An 18,549-nucleotide genomic window follows, 5' to 3' on the forward strand; every position below is an offset into this window, starting at 1 on the left:
CATGGACGCTTTTAACTATCGGGACGGCGAGCTGTTCGCCGAAGGTGTCGCACTGACGGCCATTGCCGAGCGCTTTGGCACGCCGACGTACGTTTATTCCCGGGCGCACATCGAGGCGCAATACAACGCTTTTGCCAATGCGCTGGACGGCATGCCGCACCTGGTGTGTTTTGCGGTCAAGGCCAACTCCAACCTGGGCGTGCTCAATGTCCTGGCGCGTCTGGGCGCCGGTTTCGACATTGTGTCCCGTGGTGAGCTGGAGCGTGTGCTGGCCGCGGGCGGCTCGGCAGACAAAATCGTGTTTTCCGGTGTCGGCAAGACCCGCGACGACATGCGTCGCGCCCTGGAAGTGGGCGTGCACTGTTTCAACGTCGAGTCCACCGATGAGCTGGAGCGCCTGCAAGTGGTGGCCGCCGAGCTGGGTGTTCGCGCGCCGGTCTCGCTGCGGGTCAACCCGGACGTCGATGCGGGTACGCATCCGTACATCTCCACCGGCCTCAAGGAAAACAAGTTCGGCATCGCCATTGCCGATGCCGAGGATGTGTACATCCGCGCCGCCCAGTTGCCGAACCTGGAAGTGGTTGGCGTCGATTGCCATATCGGTTCGCAACTGACCACCCTCGAGCCTTTCATCGATGCCCTCGACCGCCTGCTGGGGCTGGTTGATCGCCTGGGCGATTGCGGCATCTATCTGCGTCATATCGACCTTGGCGGTGGCCTGGGTGTGCGTTACCGCGATGAAGAGCCGCCACTGGCCGGGGATTACATCAAGGCCGTGCGCGAGCGTCTCGACGGTCGTGATCTGGCGCTGGTATTTGAGCCGGGCCGTTTTATTGTGGCCAACGCGGGCGTACTGTTGACCCAGGTTGAGTATCTCAAGCACACCGAGCACAAAGATTTCGCCATCGTCGATGCGGCCATGAACGACCTGATTCGCCCGGCGCTGTACCAGGCCTGGATGGACGTGACTGCGGTTCGCCCGCGTGACACTCAGGCCCGTGCTTACGACATCGTGGGGCCGATCTGCGAAACCGGCGACTTCCTGGCAAAAGACCGCCAGTTGGCGCTGGCTGAAGGTGATTTGCTGGCTGTGCATTCGGCCGGTGCCTACGGCTTTGTCATGAGCTCGAACTACAACACCCGTGGTCGCGCCGCAGAAATTCTGGTGGATGGCGACCAGGCGTTTGAAGTTCGCCGCCGCGAGACCGTAGCTGAGTTGTTTGCCGGCGAAAGCCTGTTGCCGGAGTAATCCCATGTTGCTGCGTTTTACTAAAATGCACGGGCTGGGCAATGACTTCATGGTTCTCGACCTGGTCAGCCAGCACGCGCATATTTTGCCCAAGCATGCCAAGCAATGGGGTGATCGGCACACGGGCGTCGGTTTCGATCAGCTGTTGCTGGTCGAAGCGCCGAGCAATCCTGAGGTGGACTTCCGTTACCGGATCTTCAACTCCGACGGTTCCGAAGTTGAGCAGTGCGGTAACGGTGCACGCTGCTTCGCGCGCTTTGTGCTCGACAAGCGTTTGACCACCAAGCGCCAGTTCAAGGTCGAAACCAAAGGCGGCATTATCGAACTGAATGTGCGCAGCGACGGGCAAATCAGCGTCGACATGGGGCCGCCGCGACTGGTCCCCGAAGAGATCCCGTTCATTGCCGACGCCCAGGCGCTGAGCTATGAACTGGATGTCGACGGCCAGCGCGTTGAACTGGCAGCCGTCTCGATGGGCAACCCCCATGCGGTGTTGCGCGTTGACGATATCAACGCTGCGCCGGTGCATGAACTGGGGCCAAAAATTGAACATCACCCGCGCTTTCCGGCGCGGGTCAATGTCGGTTTTCTGCACGTTATAGATCGTCAGCGCGGGCAACTGCGGGTCTGGGAGCGTGGTGCCGGGGAAACCCAGGCCTGCGGTACCGGTGCCTGTGCCGCGGCAGTGGCGGCGATCAGCCAGGGCTGGATGGACTCGCCGTTGATTCTGGATTTGCCCGGTGGACGCCTGTCCATCGAGTGGGCAGGCCCGGGTCATTCGGTGATCATGACCGGCCCGGCGATGCGTGTTTACGAAGGACAAGTCCGTTTATGAGTGAGCGCTAACGATGACCGACAAGCCACAGTCTGCAGATCTCGAAATGCCTGCTGAAACCCCGGAGGCGGCGACGGTTGCGGCCTATCTGCAAGCTCACCCGGATTTCTTCAGCCAGCGTGAGGAGTTGCTCCTGTCGCTGCGGATTCCTCACCAGCGCGGCGATACGATTTCGCTGGTAGAACGACAGCTGGAACTGTTGCGTGGCCGTAATATCGAGATGCGTCATCGTTTGTCACAGTTGATGGACGTAGCCCGCGACAATGATCGGCTGTTCGAAAAAACCCGTCGCCTGAACCTTGCCTTGATGGACGCCACCAGCCTTGAAGAGCTGGTGATTGCCGTCGAAGACAGCCTGCGTCAGGACTTTCAGGTGCCGTTCGTCAGCCTGGTGCTGTTTGGTGACAATCCCATGCCGGTCGGTCGTTGGGTCAGCAGCGCCGATGCTCAGCGTGCCCTGGGTGGCTTGCTGACTGAAGGCAAGGCCGTCAGTGGCAGCTTGCGTGAGCATGAACTGGACTTTTTGTTCGGTGAAGAGCAGCGCAAAGAGATTGGTTCCACCGCGGTAGTGGCTCTCAATCATCTGGGGCTGCATGGTGTTCTGGCCCTTGCCAGCCGCGATCCGCAGCACTACAAAAGCTCGGTAGGCACGCTGTTCCTCGGTTATATCGCGCAAGTACTGGGCCGTGTATTGCCGCGCTTCACCAACGCCCTGCGCCCGGTACGTTAGTCATGGAGCGACAGCTGGACGCTTACTGCACCCACCTGCGCAGTGAGCGCCAAGTGTCGCCCCATACGCTGCAGGCCTACCGCCGCGACCTGAACAAGGTGCTGGCGTTTTGCAGCAAAGAATCAATTGCCGGCTGGCGCGCACTGGATATCCAGCGCCTGCGCCAACTGGTGTCGCGTCTGCATCAGCAAGGCCAGTCCTCACGCAGCATTGCCCGCTTGTTGTCGGCAGTGCGAGGGCTCTATCACTATCTGAATCGTGAAGGCCTGTGCGATCACGACCCGGCCAATGGCCTGGCGCCGCCCAAAGGCGAGCGTCGCCTGCCCAAAACCCTCGACACGGACCGTGCTCTGCAATTGCTTGAGGGCGCGGTTGAAGACGAATTTCTGGCCCTGCGCGACCAGGCCATCCTGGAGCTGTTCTACTCATCGGGGCTGCGCCTGTCAGAGCTCACGGGGCTCAATCTGGATCAGCTCGACCTGGCCGACGGACTGGTTGAAGTACTCGGCAAGGGCAGCAAGACCCGGGTGCTGCCAGTGGGCAAGAAGGCCCGTGAGGCGCTGCAGGCGTGGTTGCCGTTGCGGGCACTGGCCAACCCGGAGGATGACGCCGTGTTTGTCAGTCAGCGTGGCAGGCGTCTTGGGCCGCGGGCCATTCAGTTGCGGGTCAAGGCCGCCGGCGAGCGCGAGTTGGGGCAAAATCTGCATCCGCACATGTTGCGTCATTCATTTGCCAGCCATTTGCTGGAGTCCTCCCAGGACTTGCGCGCCGTGCAAGAATTGCTCGGGCATGCCGACATCAAGACCACTCAAATCTATACCCATCTGGATTTCCAGCATCTGGCAACGGTCTATGACAGCGCCCACCCAAGGGCCAAACGCAGTAAGGGCAATGAATGACCATTGAGTTGATTACCTTCGACCTCGACGACACCCTGTGGGATACCGCGCCGGTGATTGTCAGTGCTGAAACCCGGTTGCGCGAATGGTTGGTTGCCAATGCACCAAAAGTGGGCGCGTTGGACGTTGCGGCGTTTCAGGCACTGCGTCAGCAGGTATTGAGCGACGAGCCGCAATTGCGTCACCGAATCAGCGCGCTGCGCCGGCGGGTGTTATTCCATGCATTGCAGGGCGCGGGTTACATGAACGCTGCAACCCTGGCAGACCAGGCATTTGAGGTGTTCATCGAGGCCCGGCACGCGCTGCAGCTGTTCCCGCAGGCAGAGCCGGTACTGACGATACTGGCCCGGGATTACAACCTGGGCGTGGTGACCAACGGCAACGCCGATGTGCGGCGCATCGGCCTGGGGCATCACTTCAAGTTCGTGCTGTGCGCCGAAGACATCGGTATTGCCAAGCCGGATGCGCGCCTGTTTCACGAGGCACTGGTGCGTGGCGGCAATATCTCGCCTGCGGCAGCCGTGCACGTGGGCGATCACCCCGGTGATGATATTGCCGGAGCCCAGCAGGCGGGCATGCGCGCGATCTGGTTCAACCCCGGCGGCAAGCGCTGGGAAGGCGACAAGGCTGCGGATGCCGAGATCGGCTGCCTGAGTGAGTTGCCGGCGGTGTTGAAACACATTTTGTAGGAGCAAGCTCGCTCCTGCAGAAGATGGGCCAAGGCTGCAGACACAAAAAAACCCGCAGCGACGGCGGGTTTTTTCTTCAAGCCGGCAATAAATCCTTAGATAGGACGGCTGCCGTACTTGTTGTCAGGCTTCTTGGGTGGGTCTGCCACCACGTTGGCCTCGACTTCCTGCACCTTGCCACCTTTGGACAAAAACTCTTCCATGGCACGGGCCAGAGCATCACGCTCCTTGTTTTTGGCTTCTACACTCGGCAGGTCATCAATCGACACTGCAGCCTTGGATTTACCTTTGGCTGCCGGAACCGGAGCATCGTCGCCACTGTCGTCGTCTGCAACGTCTTCGGCTGCCGCTTCCAGGCCTTCCTCGGTTTCGTCCTCGTCACCTACTTCGAGGTCATCATTTTCCAGATCGTCGTCGCTCATGTTCTACCCCATGACTTACTTAAAGCAGATTAGTTATATAGACCAGATGCGACAAATGTCGACCGCCGCCGGTGAAAAAGTAGCCTTGGGTAAACCTCGGCTCACGCCTCACCACTGATTAAAATGATGAGGACTTTACGAGCGCAGCAACAATTGCGGCACTCGCCCAAATAAGCACCTTGCCGAACGTCCGGTGCCAGTTGTTCCGCTGTGTTGGCTGGAGCAACCGGCAGCCCGGCCCTTGGGCCTTGAAAGCGTCTGGAGGTCATCCCCGCCTTCGTCCTGCCAGGACACAGTTTTGTGGCCTTCGGCGCGCATTCTAGCGCGCTGGAAAAAAAAGCAAAGCAGCTAATAGTCGAGTTGCGCTGTAAGTGATCATCCTACAAATCATTGCCGAACCGATCTCGGGACATGGGAGCAGGAAAAGTCATCTGATTGTTGCGAATCAGGCCACATTACAGACAAAAAAATACCCGGCGTGCCGGGTATTTTTCTGACCGTCAGTTACAGGTTGTAACCGCGTTCGTTGTGTTGTGCCAGGTCCAGGCCAACGGCCTCTTCCTCTTCAGCCACACGCAGGCCGATTACGGCATCCAGCACTTTGAGTATGACGAAGGTCACAATCGCGGTGTAGATCACGGTGAAGGCAACGCCTTTGCACTGAATCCAGACTTGAGCGGCGATATCGGTCACGGTGCCGAAACCGCCCAGGGCCGGCGCTGCAAACACACCGGTAAGGATGGCACCGACAATGCCGCCGATACCGTGTACGCCGAATGCATCCAGCGAATCGTCATAGCCCAGCTTGCGCTTGAGGCTGGTGGCGCAGAAGAAGCAGATCACACCCGCCGACAGGCCGATCACGATCGAACCCATAGGGCCAACGGTGCCTGCTGCCGGGGTGATGGCAACCAGACCGGCGACCACGCCAGAGGCGATCCCCAATGCACTTGGTTTGCCGTGGGTGACCCACTCGGCAAACATCCAGCCCAGCGCCGCTGCCGCAGTTGCGATCTGGGTCACCAGCATCGCCATGCCGGCGGTGCCGTTGGCGGCAGCTGCCGAACCTGCGTTGAAACCGAACCAGCCGATCCACAGCATGGCGGCGCCCACCAGGGTGTAGCCAAGGTTGTGCGGGGCCATCGGAGTGTTCGGGTAGCCTTTGCGCTTGCCGAGCACGATGCACGCTACAAGGCCTGCAATACCGGCGTTGATATGCACCACGGTACCGCCCGCGAAATCCAGCACGCCCCAGTCCCACAGCAGGCCACCATTACCGCTCCACACCATGTGGGCAATTGGTGCATACACCAGGGTGAACCACACACCCATGAAAATCAGCATGGCCGAGAACTTCATGCGTTCGGCAAAGGCGCCGACGATCAGTGCCGGGGTGATGATGGCGAAGGTCATCTGGAAGGTGATGAACACCGCTTCCGGAAACAGTGCGGTAGAGGACGTCAGGCTGTCCGGAGTCACCCCTGCCAGGAAGGCTTTGGAGAACCCGCCGATGAACGAGTTGAAGTTGGTGACGCCCTGCTCCATGCCCGTGGTATCGAACGTGATGCTGTAGCCATAAATGACCCACAGAATGCTGATCAAACCGGTAATGGCGAAGCACTGCATCATCACGGAAAGAATGTTTTTGGAGCGCACCATGCCGCCGTAGAACAGCGCCAGGCCGGGGATGGTCATAAACAGCACCAAAGCCGTTGCAGTCAGCATCCAGGCGGTGTCGCCCGAATTGAGGACTGGAGCCGCTACTTCGTCTGCCGCCATGGCCAGGCCTGGCATTACGACGGACAGCAGGGCTCCGAGCCCTGCGATTTTACGCAGAGTCATAGTGTTTTCTCCTGGGGCGTTGGGGTATGGCGGCTTAGATTGCGTCGGTATCGGTTTCGCCGGTACGGATGCGGATAGCCTGTTCCAGATTGACCACGAAAATCTTGCCGTCACCAATCTTGCCGGTGTTGGCAGCCTTGGTTATCGCCTCGATAACCCGGTCAAGATCTTTGTCGTCGATGGCGACATCAATCTTCACCTTTGGCAGAAAATCGACCACATATTCCGCGCCGCGATACAGCTCGGTGTGACCTTTCTGCCGGCCGAAGCCTTTGACCTCAGTAACGGTAATGCCCTGCACGCCGATTTCAGACAGCGACTCGCGCACGTCGTCTAACTTGAACGGCTTGATTATGGCGGTGACTAGCTTCATGAAACTTCTCCCGAATTGGTGGACTTGCCCCAGGAAAACAAACCCGGCTCAAGTCTAAGCGCAGTGTCTGGCTTTGTAACGCATCGTCAGCCTTGTTCAGGCTGTTCCACGTGTCTCAATCGCCGGTGACGAAAGCTTTCCCTGAACCACCTGCCGCACTGCCTAGGTCACAGCTACTGCATCAGTGCCTGAGTCACAGCCAACTAAGCAGAAACCTTGCCATGTCTGGAAAAGTCAGTAATTACAGGGAGATACCCATAGCTGATGGCTTTTGGCCTGATTTGGCAGGGCATTTGTGCACGTAAACAGTGCGTGCCCGGCAGGCCAGGCGCCCAAAAATCGTGCGAAGGCCCCCGAAGATTGGGCCCGGACACTGCGTGATACACTCGCCACCATCAGTTTTTCAGGACCTTACCCATGCTCGCGCCCAAAGACCTCCTCGACGCCCTGAGTGGCCATGCTTCCCGTGTGCTCAGTGGCGAAACTGCGCTGCCGCGCAATGAAATCGAAAGCCAGTTCAAAGCCTTGCTGCAAAGCGGTTTCAGCAAGCTGGATCTGGTGAGCCGTGAAGAGTTCGACAGCCAAATGGTGGTTCTGGCCCGCACCCGTGCCCGCCTCGAAAGCCTGGAAGCCAAGGTGGCCGAGCTGGAAGCCAGATTGCTGCCGCCGACCGAATAACGCGCCAAGGCGGTGCGTTTACCCATATGAACAAGGACGTTTTTGTATGTTGGTGATGAATCGGCTGGTCCCCGAGATGATCGTCTCGGACCTTGCCAGCAGCCTGGATTTTTACTGCGCAGTGCTGGGCTTTCAGATCGAGTACCAGCGACCTGAGCATCAGTTTGCGTTTCTGTCATATCACGGCAGCCAGCTGATGCTGGAGCAGGATGATCTTGAACCCTCCTCCTGGCGGGTCGGGCCGCTGGAGGCGCCTTTCGGGCGAGGCATCAACCTGTCGATCAAATGCCCCGACGTCCAGGCCCTGATCGACCGTTTCGAAGCCGCCGGGTACACATTGCGCAAACCCCTTGAAGAGCGCTGGTACCGCAGCAACGAGGTGTTGTTCGGTGAGCGCAACTGCCTGCTGCTCGACCCCGATGGCTACCTGCTGCGCTTTGCCGAGGACCTGGGAACCCGGGCCGCCACCGGGACACCCGCGATGCCAGGGTGACCCACCGCTCATTTTTTGAACCAATACGGCTCTCCAGATAATGGCCATTTGACTCTATGGTCCTTAAACATTACTGTCGCCAGCTAATCAAGGAAGCGGTACGGACTCATGTCCGGGTTTTGCCGCGCGAACTTAAAACACGGAGCACGGATGCGCGGCGCACTTCTTCGCAGTGGCAAAAGCGGGGCTTTTACTGCCCTGGGTGAGACCGGTCAGCCAGTCTATCGGGCGGCACTGCAATTGCGCGAAGCGATTCGCTGCCAAAATCCTGACATGGCCACGCATCTGGCCATCCCTCAAAGCGATGAGCTGGGCGACAACATTGACTGGTACAGCGAGCTACCCGGCGATGTGATTCCCTGGGCCAGCGCCACCCCGCAGGAACGTGCTCAAGCCGTTGTCGAGCTGGAACAGCTGCAGTCTTTTCTCAATCAGCTCAGTGCTGAACAACTCGACCCCGACAGTGCCCACAAACCTTCGGTAGACCGTACGGTGTTCGGCAAGCTGCTGGCCCACGTGCTGCCATTTCCGGATGAGAACTACGTTTATCTGGTCAACGGCAAACCGGTACTGACGTTCTGGGGCTTCCGTCGTCCGGGCACTGACCACGGCCTCGACCCGCTGTACTGTCTGCGGCCACAGGTAGCACCCGTTACCCCTGCCCCGGTGATTGCCCCGCTGGCCGAGCCTGCTCCGGCACCCGCCCCGGTGCCGGTGCCAGTGGTGGCCCGGTCTTGGTGGCGCTGGTTGTGGTGGCTGATCCCGCTGTTACTGCTGCTGTTGCTACTGTTTGGTCTGCGCAGCTGTGGCCCGCAGTTGGGGGTGCCAGTGCCGGCATGGCTGGTGGACTTCAACCTGGACGGGCTCAAGGTTTCTGAACCTGTTTCCAGGCCCAACCCCACGTCCACGCTCACGCCATCGCGCGAGCTGTCAGGCAGTGGCCAGGTTGGCGGGGCAGCGGGCACGGCTGAAACTGCAGGCCAGGTGCCTGAAGTGCAGACCCCGCCTGCGGTCCAGCCGGAGTCGGTGGTGCCGCCAGGCACCGATAACGCCCAGGCATCCATGGCTCAAGAGCCGCCGACAGCGGATAACGCGACTACCCCGCCGACGCCGCCGACAATCCCGGATGAGCTGCCGAAAACTCCGGCACCTGTGCCTGTACCCGGCGAGCGGTTGGTCATCCCGGCCGACAGCGCGGATGGCCAGGCCGCCTTCCTCAACGGCCACTACCGCGCGGGCGCGGGCATTCAAGACAAAAACACCGGTCTGTCACTGCGCCTTGAGTATCAGTTCAAGGACGGCAAGGGCGAGGTCATTGTGCGCAAGGCCAATGGCATCAGCTGCACCGGTCCGGTTTCTGCGGCCATGCAGGCCGGCAGCCTGGCGATCAATAGCCAGGCCCAGGCCGCCTGCAGCGATGGCAGCAGCTATGACATGCCGCAAATCGATTGTCGTCAGGGGGCCAAAAGCATTGCCGACTGCACCGGCGCTTACGAAGACAAAAAATTCCCCATCACCATGCGCCAGACGGGCGAATAATGACTGGAAAACTCTGACATGCTGCCTCAAGTTACCCAATTTGAAGACACCGTTATCCTTGTTGCCGATACCGGCATCCAGTTCATGGATTTCGCCCTGCGCCTGGACCCCAGGAAGCTGCCCTCGGGTGATTTCGCGCCGTTGACCAATGGCCTGTTGTGCCGCCTCGAAGAGGGCGAACGCAACGGCATGACCAGCTACTTTTACGAAAGCGAGCCGGGCAAGACCGTTGACGCACGCAGTACCCTCAACCTCGGCATGGAAGCCAGTCTCAAGCTCTACGACGGGCTCTGGGTACCGATCCCGGTGTTCCGTTACCGCCCGCCCCAGAGCTTTGACCAGGGGCCGGCCAACTGGTCGCGGATGCGCCTGGTGCGCCTGCCCGAGCCGGACATTGATGGCAACACCCATCGCCTGACGGTCGCGCTGGATACCCGGCTCATGGAACAGCATGACACCAGCCTCTATCTGGGGCCGGTCGAGCGCGACGCCAGCTCCGGCGTATCGTTCAAGCTGGCGTGCAAGCCCCAGCAGGCCCGCTGGTTTCTGGATCAGATCTGGGTGCGGGAGTGGCTGCTGGAAGTATTCACGCAAGGCCATCCCAAAACCCCGCGCGATGAGCTGGACAAAGAGATCAAGGACGGTCATGCCGAAGCCCATTACCTGAACCTGCTCAGCTTGTTCATGGAGCCTTGCACCACCCGGGACAACAACACCCCGGCGGCGCAAGTGAAACTGCCCGAACTAAAAATCGTGGCCAGCCATGGCAGTGGTGTCACGCCGCCGATTCCGGTGGATCTGATCCTCGATGTTGGCAACTCGCGCACCTGCGGCATTCTGATCGAAAACCACGGCCAGTCCGGCTCCGGTCTCAAAGACAACTATGTGCTTGAGCTGCGGGACCTGATGAGCCCGGAGCACATCTACAACGACGCGTTCGAAAGTCGCGTCGAGTTTGCCCAGATCTCCTTTGGCAAGGATGACTGTTCGGTAAAAAGTGGCCACACGGAGGCTTTCCTGTGGCCAACCATCGCCCGGGTTGGCAAGGAGGCCGCGCGGCTGGCGAGTCGCCGTCGTGGCACCGAGGGCTCAACCGGACTCTCCAGTCCCAAGCGTTATCTGTGGGATGAAGAGGCCTACGATCACGGATGGCGCTTCAGCTACAGCTTCGACAAAAAGGAAGCCGAGCCGTTTGCCACCGCCAAACCGTTTTCGCTGCTGATCAACGGAACCGGCGACGCGCTGCACAGCTTCAACACCCCAGGCCTGGCGGTGTTTGTACCGCGTTATTCGCGCAGCTCGCTGATGACTTTCATGCTCGCTGAAGTGCTGGCCCAGGCGCTGATGCAAATCAATAGCCCGGCGCAGCGCTCGCGTCAGGGCCATACCCGCGTACCGCGGCGCCTCAACAGCATCACCCTGACCGTACCGCCGGGCATGCCCCAGGCCGAGCGCAGCATCCTGGAAAAGCGCATGCGACACGCCATTGGTCTGGTGTGGAAAAGCATGAACTGGCAGACCGACCGCAAAGACCCCTTCGCTCATGACTCGAGCCCGGCCACTACGCCGCTGCCCAAGGTGCGGGTGGAGTGGGACGAGGCCTCGTGCGGGCAATTGGTCTACCTCTACACCGAGGTCAATGAAAACTTCGCCGGGCACCCGGAAGAATTCTTCGATGCCATCTCGCGCCCCGGCAAGACGGACCGCGAACGTATCACCCTGGCCACCATCGACATAGGCGGCGGTACCACCGACCTGGTGATCACCGATTACCGTCTTGACCGTGCCGGCACTGCCAGCAGTGGCAGCAATGTGCACATCGTGCCCGAGCAGCGTTTCCGTGACGGTTTCAAAGTCGCGGGGGACGACATCCTGCTGGACGTGATTCAGGGGTTCATTCTGCCAAGCTTTGAAAGCGCCTTGCAGAACGCCGGGGTTAAATTCCCCGGCTCCCTGATGTCGCGTCTGTGCGGCGCCGAATCGGGCAGCGCGCAAGACATGGTGTTGCGCCAACAATTGAACCTGCAGGTGTTCACGCCGCTGGCCCTTGAATTGCTGCGCCGCTACGAGCTCTACAACCCGGAGTTCGCCACGCCGGCCAGTGACCACACCTACCTGACGTTGCTGGAAAAAGATGCTGTCAGAGCCAACGTGCTGGAGTATGTGAACACCGCGGTTCGCCGCGAGCTGGGGGTTCAGACCGATTTCGATCTGCTGCAAACGCCGATTACCCTGGACTTGCAGAAACTGCATGGCGCGTTCATCAGCGGTGGCATCAACATCACCAAGATCCTTGCCGGGTTGTGCGAGGTCATTGCGCATTATCCATGCGACATGTTGCTCCTGACAGGGCGGCCATCGCGTCTGCCGGGCATTCAGGCGTTTATCCGCAAGATGCTGCCACTGCCGCCGGGGCGCATCCTTGCGCTGCAAAATTACCGCACCGGCAACTGGTACCCGTTCCATAAAAACGGCCTGATCGACGACCCTAAAAGCACGGCATCTGTCGGCGCCATGCTGTGCCTGCTGTGCGCCAACCACAGTGTGCCGAACTTTTATTTCCGCACCTCGGCCCTGAGGCCGTACTCGACCATCAAGCACATCGGCAAGATCGACGGGGCCAACATCATCGTTGACTCGGACGTCCTGTTCCGCGACCTGACCTCCGAGGACGGGCGCATCGTGCTGCCCGAAATCGGTGAAGGCCTGGATGCAAGGCCGCCAGCGCTGGAAATGCGCGGCAATATGCGCCTGGGCTTCCGTCAGCTGGCGGCCGAGCGCTGGTCTGCCACGCCGCTCTACACCCTGGATTTCTCCCCCCAGGGGCGGCAGCGCTTTACCGAGGCCAAGACCCAGAACAACGAGATGCCCGTGGTCTACGTGTCCTTCAAAGTGAGCGAGGCCACCGAGCAGATGAAGCGCCAGGGACAACTGAGCGACGAGCTTGAGGTGACATACGTGGATTCGAATACCGACAAAACGTTCAGCAAAAATGACCTTTTGCTGCAACTCAACACCACCCTGGTGGAAGGTTTGAGTGACAGCAAGTACTGGCTGGACAGCGGGAGCGTAAAACGCAAATGAGCAATCTGACCCCAGAGCAAATCGCCCTCAGCGCCAGCTGGAATGCCGTCTACGAAGGTGCCGGCCAGGCCCTGGGCTGGGTGGACAAAAGCCGGGTTACGGCGCCCAAACTTGATCGCGATGCGGCTGACCTGAAGCTGGGCCTGTATCAGGCGCGCAACATGGCCCGCAACCTTGGCCGGGTAGCCACCACACCGATGACCACCGGCTTCTTCGGGTTGTCCCAGGCGGGCAAGTCCTACCTTATTTCAGCCCTGGCGGCAGGGGCCAACGGTGCGCTCGAGACCCAGTTCGGCCAGCAGCGTATGGACTTCATCGAGAACATCAACCCCAGCGGTGGCGGTACTGAAGCCACCGGGCTGGTGACCCGTTTCAGTCGTCTGGCCAAGCCCAGTGAAGACGACAACTTCCCGGTGGAGCTCAAGCTTTTCCGCGAAATCGAACTGGCGAAAATTTTTGCCAACACCTGGTTCAAAGACTTCGACCAGGAAAAAGTCTCCTTCGTGATCGACGACAGCGTGGTGCGCCAGGCCCTGCAACCTTTCGAAGGCCGCGAGCTGGGTCCGCTGCAGCCTGGGGTGAGTGCCGAAGACGTCGTGTCGTTGATGGATTACCTGAACCAGAGCTTTGAACAATCGCTCAAAGTTCTGCCCCATCACTATTGGCCGAAAGTCATCGACCTGGCCCCGCGCCTCAATCCCCAGGAGCGTGGCGAGCTGTTTTCGATTTTGTGGGGCAAGCAAGATGGCCTGACCCAGGTGTACCAGCAGTTGGGCGCAGCGCTCAATCGGCTGGGCATGCCCGACACCGTTTTTGCACCGCTGTCAGTGCTGGCTGAGCGCGTAGGCGATGAATTCAGCCGTCGCAACAGCATCATGAACGTCGACATTCTGGAGCGTTACGGCAGCGCCACTGACGTGCCGGTGTCGGTGCGCCCGATGGTCGAGGGTGTGTTGCATAACCCCGGCCCGATTTCCCTGGTGCAGTTGGCGGCCCTCACCGCCGAGATGACCTTCCGCCTGATTGAAGTACCGGCCGCGCAGATCGTCGAGCAAATGGACCTGCTGGATTTTCCCGGATATCGCGGGCGCCTGAACGTGACCTCCATCGCCAGGGAAAACGGCCAGACCAACTCGATCTCGCAACTGATCCGTCGCGGCAAGGTCGCGTACCTGTTCGAGCGTTATGTCGATGATCAGGAAATGAACGCACTGGTGGTCTGCACCAACAGCACCAAGCAAAGTGATGTCAACGATGTCGGCCCGGTGCTGACGCGCTGGATCAACGCGACACAGGGCGAGACCCCGCAAGAGCGTGGCGCACGTGCCACGGGCTTGATCTGGACCCTGACCATGTTTGACCTGTGCATTTCCCAGTCATTGAACAAGAAGTCGCGCCTGGAGCTGGAAGAAGAGTGGGACGGCATGATGACCCGCACCATGCTCGAGCGCTTCAAAGACTACCCGTGGATGTCGAACTGGCAAGGCGCCCAGGCGTTCAATAACACCTATCTGGTGCGCAAACCGCGCCATCAGGCCGCATTCATTGGTCGTACCGATGGCAACGAAAGCCATTTCACCGAGGACAGTCACAGCACGCTGGAGCTGATGGCCCAGACTCTGGTCGAGCGCCCGAATGTCAAAAAGTACATCAAGGATGCACAGCAGGCATGGGACGCCATGCTCACGCTCAACGACGGCGGTATCACCCGTTTCAGCGAAAGCTTTACGGAACTGGCGAACGTTGACTTCAAACTCAAGCGCATCCGCGAGCAACTGAACAAGGTACTCAACGGCAAAGCCTTGCACACCCTGGGCAGTTACTACGTGGCCGATGGCGCCGATATGGTGGCCATCAAGCGTACCCAGGCGCAGATGATTCTGGCCCAGCTCAAGCGCCGCGGCGGTGTGCTGGGCGAGCTGATCAACACCTTGCAACTGCCGAACGAAGAGATCCGCGAGCTTTACCTCAACGGCGTATACGAAGAGGACAGCGTGTCTGAGACGGGCGATACGGCTCAGGACTCCACCAAGCAATCGATCGTTTATGCCAGCAGCAACGAGTTTGATTTTGGTGATGATTTCGGTGATTTGTCGGTGGACTTCGATGCCCCGGCCAGCGCTCCGTTGCCAGCGTCCAAGGCTCCCGAGCTGCAAAGCAACGAGCACAAATTTGCCCGTGCCGTGTTCAGGAACTGGGTGAAGTACTTGCGTGCAGTTCCGGAGCGTGAGGGTTTGATGCGTGCCCTTGAGCTGGATAAAACATCGATTGAAGCACTGGTTCAGGAGTTGATCCTCAGCGGTGACCGTCTCGGCTTGCAGGACCAGTTGATTCGCGTCGTGCTCAAGCGTGCGCAAAGTGGCTCGCGCCGCGACCAGATGGTCGAGCGCCAGGTGCTGGAAGTACAGCGCGTGCTGAGCGATTTTGTGGCCTGGTTCGGTTACACCGCGGAACCGCTTGAATCCCGTCCTAAAAGCCATGCCGGCAACCGCGAAGCGCTGTTTTCGTTCTACGGTGATGTGGCCAGAGACGCGTTGCCGCAGCTGCCTGCGCAGCCGATTAACCAGGCGCAGCAGTTCCTTGGCGACTGGTTGTCCGGGGTGGCGCACATCACCCTGGACAATGCCAGCCACGGCACCGGCAGCGAATTCACCCCTGAACAAAATGAACGCCTGGGCCATGTGCTCAAAGCGTTTGAAGCGAGATAAGCAATGTCAATTTTTGTCGATTTGGTCACCCTTGAACCCCACATCGCCGGTCAGGCGTGCCTGATCGTCAAAGACTGGACCGGTGGCCACGAGCGTCTGGAGTTCTCTGTCCAGCGTAACCAGGACGGCTATTTCCTGCAGGGCGACCAGCACTGGAGCAACAGCCAGTACTGGTTCAAGGTGGCGCACTTCAGTGCCGCCGCCAACGGCGAAGCGCTGGAAACCGTGGTTGGCCCGCAATTGGTCGACCCGGTACTCGAAGTGGGCTCCATGGCCACTTTGCGCTTCGAATTGCGCGAGCAGGGCGGTAACGGCCATTGCGATGCCGGCATGCTGATCCCGGCCAAGAACCTGCAATCATCCAGCGCCGCCACGGATGTCAAAGCCCCGGTACACCAGGACACGGGCCAGCTGAAAACCCCGGTGGCGCCAGTGGTGTTGCCTGAACCGGTTCCCGAGCCGGTTACCGAACCGGCCCCGGAACCCGTGCCGGTCATTGAGCCCGCACCTGCGGCCCCGCCGCCACCGGTGCCAGCCAGGAAAAAACCCTGGTTGTTGATGGTGCTCATTGCATTGCTGGTACTGGCCGCCCTTGCCCTGGGCGCATGGTTCTGGCTCAACAAAACACCCCCGGCAGTGCCTGAACCGATGCCACCGCAGCCTGTACCGGGCGATGCCGCCTGTACCCTGGAAAGCATGGCCGTGCTGCCTGAACTGAGCGTTGTGCAGGCCTGCATCAAGAATTCGCCGGGCAGCGCCGAGTTGCTGGAAATCATCACCGTGGCCAAGGCCAACAACCATTGCGGCATCGCCCAGCGGCTGTACGCCAACCGTGCGCAAGCCGGTGACCTGCAAATTGCCACCGCCTACGCCCATGAGTACGACCCGAAATTCCATCAGGCCAGCAAGTGCTTTGCCGAGCCGGACCCGGCCACCGCGGCGTACTGGTACGAAACCATCCTCAGCCACGACCCTGAGAATGCCGAAGCCAAGGCGCGCTTTGAGGAGTTGAAACCGTGAGCCGTTTTGCATTGGCTGCCAGCGCTTTGCTGGCGCTGACCATCGGCAGCTCGCTGGCCCGCGCCGACGACAAGCCCTTGATTCAGGAAGGCAAGAAAACTCTGTTCCAGCGCGTGTTGACCACCCCGGGTTGTCAGCTCAGCAGTGCTGCTGGCGGTGATGCCGGTGCGGCGCAGCCAACATTCAGCCGCTTTTACGTATATGAACGGGCCCAGGCGGCTAATGCCGAGTGGCTCAAGGTCGGCCCTGACAGCTACGGCAAAACTATCGGCTGGTTGCCTGCAGCCTGTACCACGGACTGGAAGATGCAGCTCACGCTGGCATTCACCAACCCGGCCAACCGCGACCGTCTGATGTTCTTCAAAGACCGCGCCACCCTTGAAGGCATCCTCGATGCCCCGGACCCGGTGAGCAAAGTCGCGCCGTTGCGCGCCAAGCTCAAGCAAGGAGTACAGGCTCCGGGAGTACTGGCCCAGGAGCCGGAATACTTCGTTGACCTGCACAAGCAGTTTTACTTGCTGCCGGTGTTGAGCGGCGAAGAAGTCATGACCGAAGAAGGCTTTCGCACCCGCCTGTTGAATGTAGCGTCGGTGAGCAAGGCTGAAGACAAACCGCTGCAGGCAGGCGCAAACCCAGGCGCTACGGGGGCCGCGAAATCCAGCCAGTTGAAGGAATTCAGCGCGGCGGTGGTGTTTGTCATCGACTCCACGATCTCGATGGATCCTTATATCGACCGTACCCGCGAGGCCATTCGCAAGGTCTACAAACAGATTGAAAGCGAGAACCTGGGCAATCAGGTCAAGTTCGGTCTGGTGGCATTCCGTTCCAGCACCCAAGCCGTACCTGGCCTGGAATACGTGAGCAAAATGTACGCCGACCCGAACAAGGTCACCGGCAGCGAAGATTTTCTGGCCAGGGTGGCTGACCTCAAACAGGCCAAAGTGTCGAGCAAGGCCTTTGATGAGGACTCGCTCGCGGGCGTGATGCACAGTATCGACAAAGTGGACTGGACCCAGTTCGGTGCGCGCTACGTGGTGTTGATCACCGACGCGGGTGCCATCGAGGGCGACGACCCATTGAGCAGCACCGGGCTGAGCGCTGACCAGGTGCGCCTTGAGGCGGCCAACCCCGGCGTTGCGATTTACACCCTGCACTTGAAAACGCCGGCCGGGATCAAAGATCACGGCAAAGCCGAAGCGCAATATCAAAACCTGTCGACTTACCCGGGCACCAATACCTCGCTGTACTACCCGGTCAACGCCGGTGACGTGCAAGCATTCGGGCGCAAAGTGGATGCGCTGGCCAGCGCGATTACCTCCCAGGTCAAGGCCGCCTACATGGGCGACGATGCCATTGGCAGCGCGCTGAACGCCAAGCAAGCGCCTGTCGCCGGCAAAGACCCGGCCGAGCAAAAACTGCTGGATGACGCGGCCCTGATCGGCCACGCGATGCAACTGGCGTACCTCGGTGAAAAAACCAACAGTCAGGCGCCGCCAGTGTTCCAGGCGTGGATCACTGACCGCGACCTGATCAAGCAAAACATCCCCACCACCGATGTCCGGGTGTTACTGACCAAGTCACAGCTCAGCGATTTGAGCGACGTGATGAAACAGATTCTGGATGCCGCCAACGAAGGCCTGATTTCGCCGACCGAGATGTTCGATCGCCTGCGTTCCGTCGCCGCGACCATGGGCGCCGATCCCAATCAGCTCAAGCAGAACGGCAACGCCAGGCTGGCGGACATGGGTGTGCTCGGTGAGTACCTCGAAGACCTGCCGTACCAGAGCGAAGTCCTCAACCTGGATGAAGAAACCTGGAAGAGCTGGGATGGTCTGGCCCAGGAGAAATTCATTCGTAACCTGAACACCAAGCTGCGCCACTACCAGCGTTACAACGCTGACGTGGACCGTTGGGTGGCCTTGGCCAAAGACAGCGATGCACGGGACAACGTGTACCCGGTGCCATTGGAAATGATGCCTTAACGGGAC

15 protein-coding genes are annotated in these 18,549 nt (G+C 60.0%); 12 read left to right on the forward strand and 3 right to left on the reverse strand.

Annotation, left to right across the window (positions count from 1 at the left end):
- The first annotated feature begins 1 nt into the window (after position 1).
- The 5 genes from lysA to FEZ21_RS03840 are packed head-to-tail and all read left to right on the forward strand — an operon-like array spanning position 2 to position 4,402.
- Positions 2-1,249 (forward strand): diaminopimelate decarboxylase, encoded by a 1,248-nt coding sequence (gene lysA, locus FEZ21_RS03820; RefSeq protein WP_003437906.1) that lies wholly within the window; start codon positions 2-4, stop codon positions 1,247-1,249.
- A 4-nt stretch (positions 1,250-1,253) separates the two neighbouring features.
- Positions 1,254-2,084 (forward strand): diaminopimelate epimerase, encoded by an 831-nt coding sequence (gene dapF / locus FEZ21_RS03825; RefSeq protein ID WP_003437904.1) that lies wholly within the window; start codon positions 1,254-1,256, stop codon positions 2,082-2,084.
- Positions 2,085-2,097: 13 nt separating this feature from the next.
- Complete coding sequence (locus FEZ21_RS03830; protein WP_010656738.1) at positions 2,098-2,814, forward strand: DUF484 family protein; 717 nt, start codon at positions 2,098-2,100, stop codon at positions 2,812-2,814.
- 2 nt (positions 2,815-2,816) lie between these two features.
- Positions 2,817-3,713: a tyrosine recombinase XerC gene (xerC, locus tag FEZ21_RS03835; protein WP_160626478.1), complete on the forward strand. Its 897-nt coding sequence runs from the start codon at positions 2,817-2,819 to the stop codon at positions 3,711-3,713.
- Positions 3,710-4,402 carry an HAD family hydrolase gene (locus FEZ21_RS03840; RefSeq protein WP_127196628.1) on the forward strand — a complete coding sequence of 231 codons (693 nt, stop codon included), beginning with the start codon at positions 3,710-3,712 and terminating at the stop codon, positions 4,400-4,402. Before xerC ends, FEZ21_RS03840 begins: the two co-directional genes overlap by 4 nt.
- A 95-nt stretch (positions 4,403-4,497) precedes the next feature.
- On the opposite strand, the gene sutA is transcribed toward FEZ21_RS03840, so the two are convergent.
- The 3 genes from sutA to glnK form a co-directional block, all read right to left on the reverse strand.
- Entirely contained in the window at positions 4,498-4,824 is a 327-nt protein-coding gene (sutA, locus tag FEZ21_RS03845; RefSeq protein WP_003437896.1) for a transcriptional regulator SutA, read from the reverse strand.
- 504 nt (positions 4,825-5,328) lie between these two features.
- Positions 5,329-6,666 (reverse strand): ammonium transporter, encoded by a 1,338-nt coding sequence (locus tag FEZ21_RS03850; protein WP_003437894.1) that lies wholly within the window; start codon positions 6,664-6,666, stop codon positions 5,329-5,331.
- A 34-nt stretch (positions 6,667-6,700) separates the two neighbouring features.
- Positions 6,701-7,039, reverse strand: coding sequence for a P-II family nitrogen regulator (gene glnK, locus FEZ21_RS03855; protein ID WP_002555808.1), 339 nt, complete (start codon positions 7,037-7,039; stop codon positions 6,701-6,703).
- 417 nt (positions 7,040-7,456) lie between these two features.
- On the opposite strand from glnK, the gene FEZ21_RS03860 reads away from it, so the two are divergent.
- From FEZ21_RS03860 to FEZ21_RS03890, 7 genes are all read left to right on the forward strand, one after another.
- Positions 7,457-7,717, forward strand: a complete 261-nt coding sequence (locus FEZ21_RS03860; RefSeq protein ID WP_003437892.1) for an accessory factor UbiK family protein — start codon at positions 7,457-7,459, stop codon at positions 7,715-7,717.
- A 46-nt stretch (positions 7,718-7,763) separates the two neighbouring features.
- Positions 7,764-8,210, forward strand: a complete 447-nt coding sequence (locus tag FEZ21_RS03865; protein ID WP_003437890.1) for a VOC family protein — start codon at positions 7,764-7,766, stop codon at positions 8,208-8,210.
- A 150-nt stretch (positions 8,211-8,360) separates the two neighbouring features.
- Positions 8,361-9,749, forward strand: coding sequence for an SrfA family protein (locus FEZ21_RS03870; protein WP_160626480.1), 1,389 nt, complete (start codon positions 8,361-8,363; stop codon positions 9,747-9,749).
- Between the two features lie 18 nt (positions 9,750-9,767).
- A complete protein-coding gene (locus FEZ21_RS03875) occupies positions 9,768-12,833 on the forward strand; it encodes a virulence factor SrfB (RefSeq protein ID WP_127196631.1) in 3,066 nt (1,021 codons plus the stop codon).
- Positions 12,830-15,541, forward strand: coding sequence for a virulence factor SrfC family protein (locus FEZ21_RS03880; RefSeq protein ID WP_160626482.1), 2,712 nt, complete (start codon positions 12,830-12,832; stop codon positions 15,539-15,541). The genes FEZ21_RS03875 and FEZ21_RS03880 overlap by 4 nt, the downstream gene beginning before the upstream one ends.
- A 3-nt stretch (positions 15,542-15,544) precedes the next feature.
- Positions 15,545-16,561: a hypothetical protein gene (locus FEZ21_RS03885; protein ID WP_160626484.1), complete on the forward strand. Its 1,017-nt coding sequence runs from the start codon at positions 15,545-15,547 to the stop codon at positions 16,559-16,561.
- Positions 16,558-18,543 (forward strand): vWA domain-containing protein, encoded by a 1,986-nt coding sequence (locus tag FEZ21_RS03890; RefSeq protein ID WP_202210162.1) that lies wholly within the window; start codon positions 16,558-16,560, stop codon positions 18,541-18,543. The genes FEZ21_RS03885 and FEZ21_RS03890 overlap by 4 nt, the downstream gene beginning before the upstream one ends.
- Positions 18,544-18,549 lie beyond the last annotated feature (6 nt).

Origin of the sequence: Pseudomonas sp. 9.1(2019), assembly GCF_009910445.1 — a bacterium.
GTDB classification, from domain to species: domain Bacteria; phylum Pseudomonadota; class Gammaproteobacteria; order Pseudomonadales; family Pseudomonadaceae; genus Aquipseudomonas; species Aquipseudomonas paraversuta.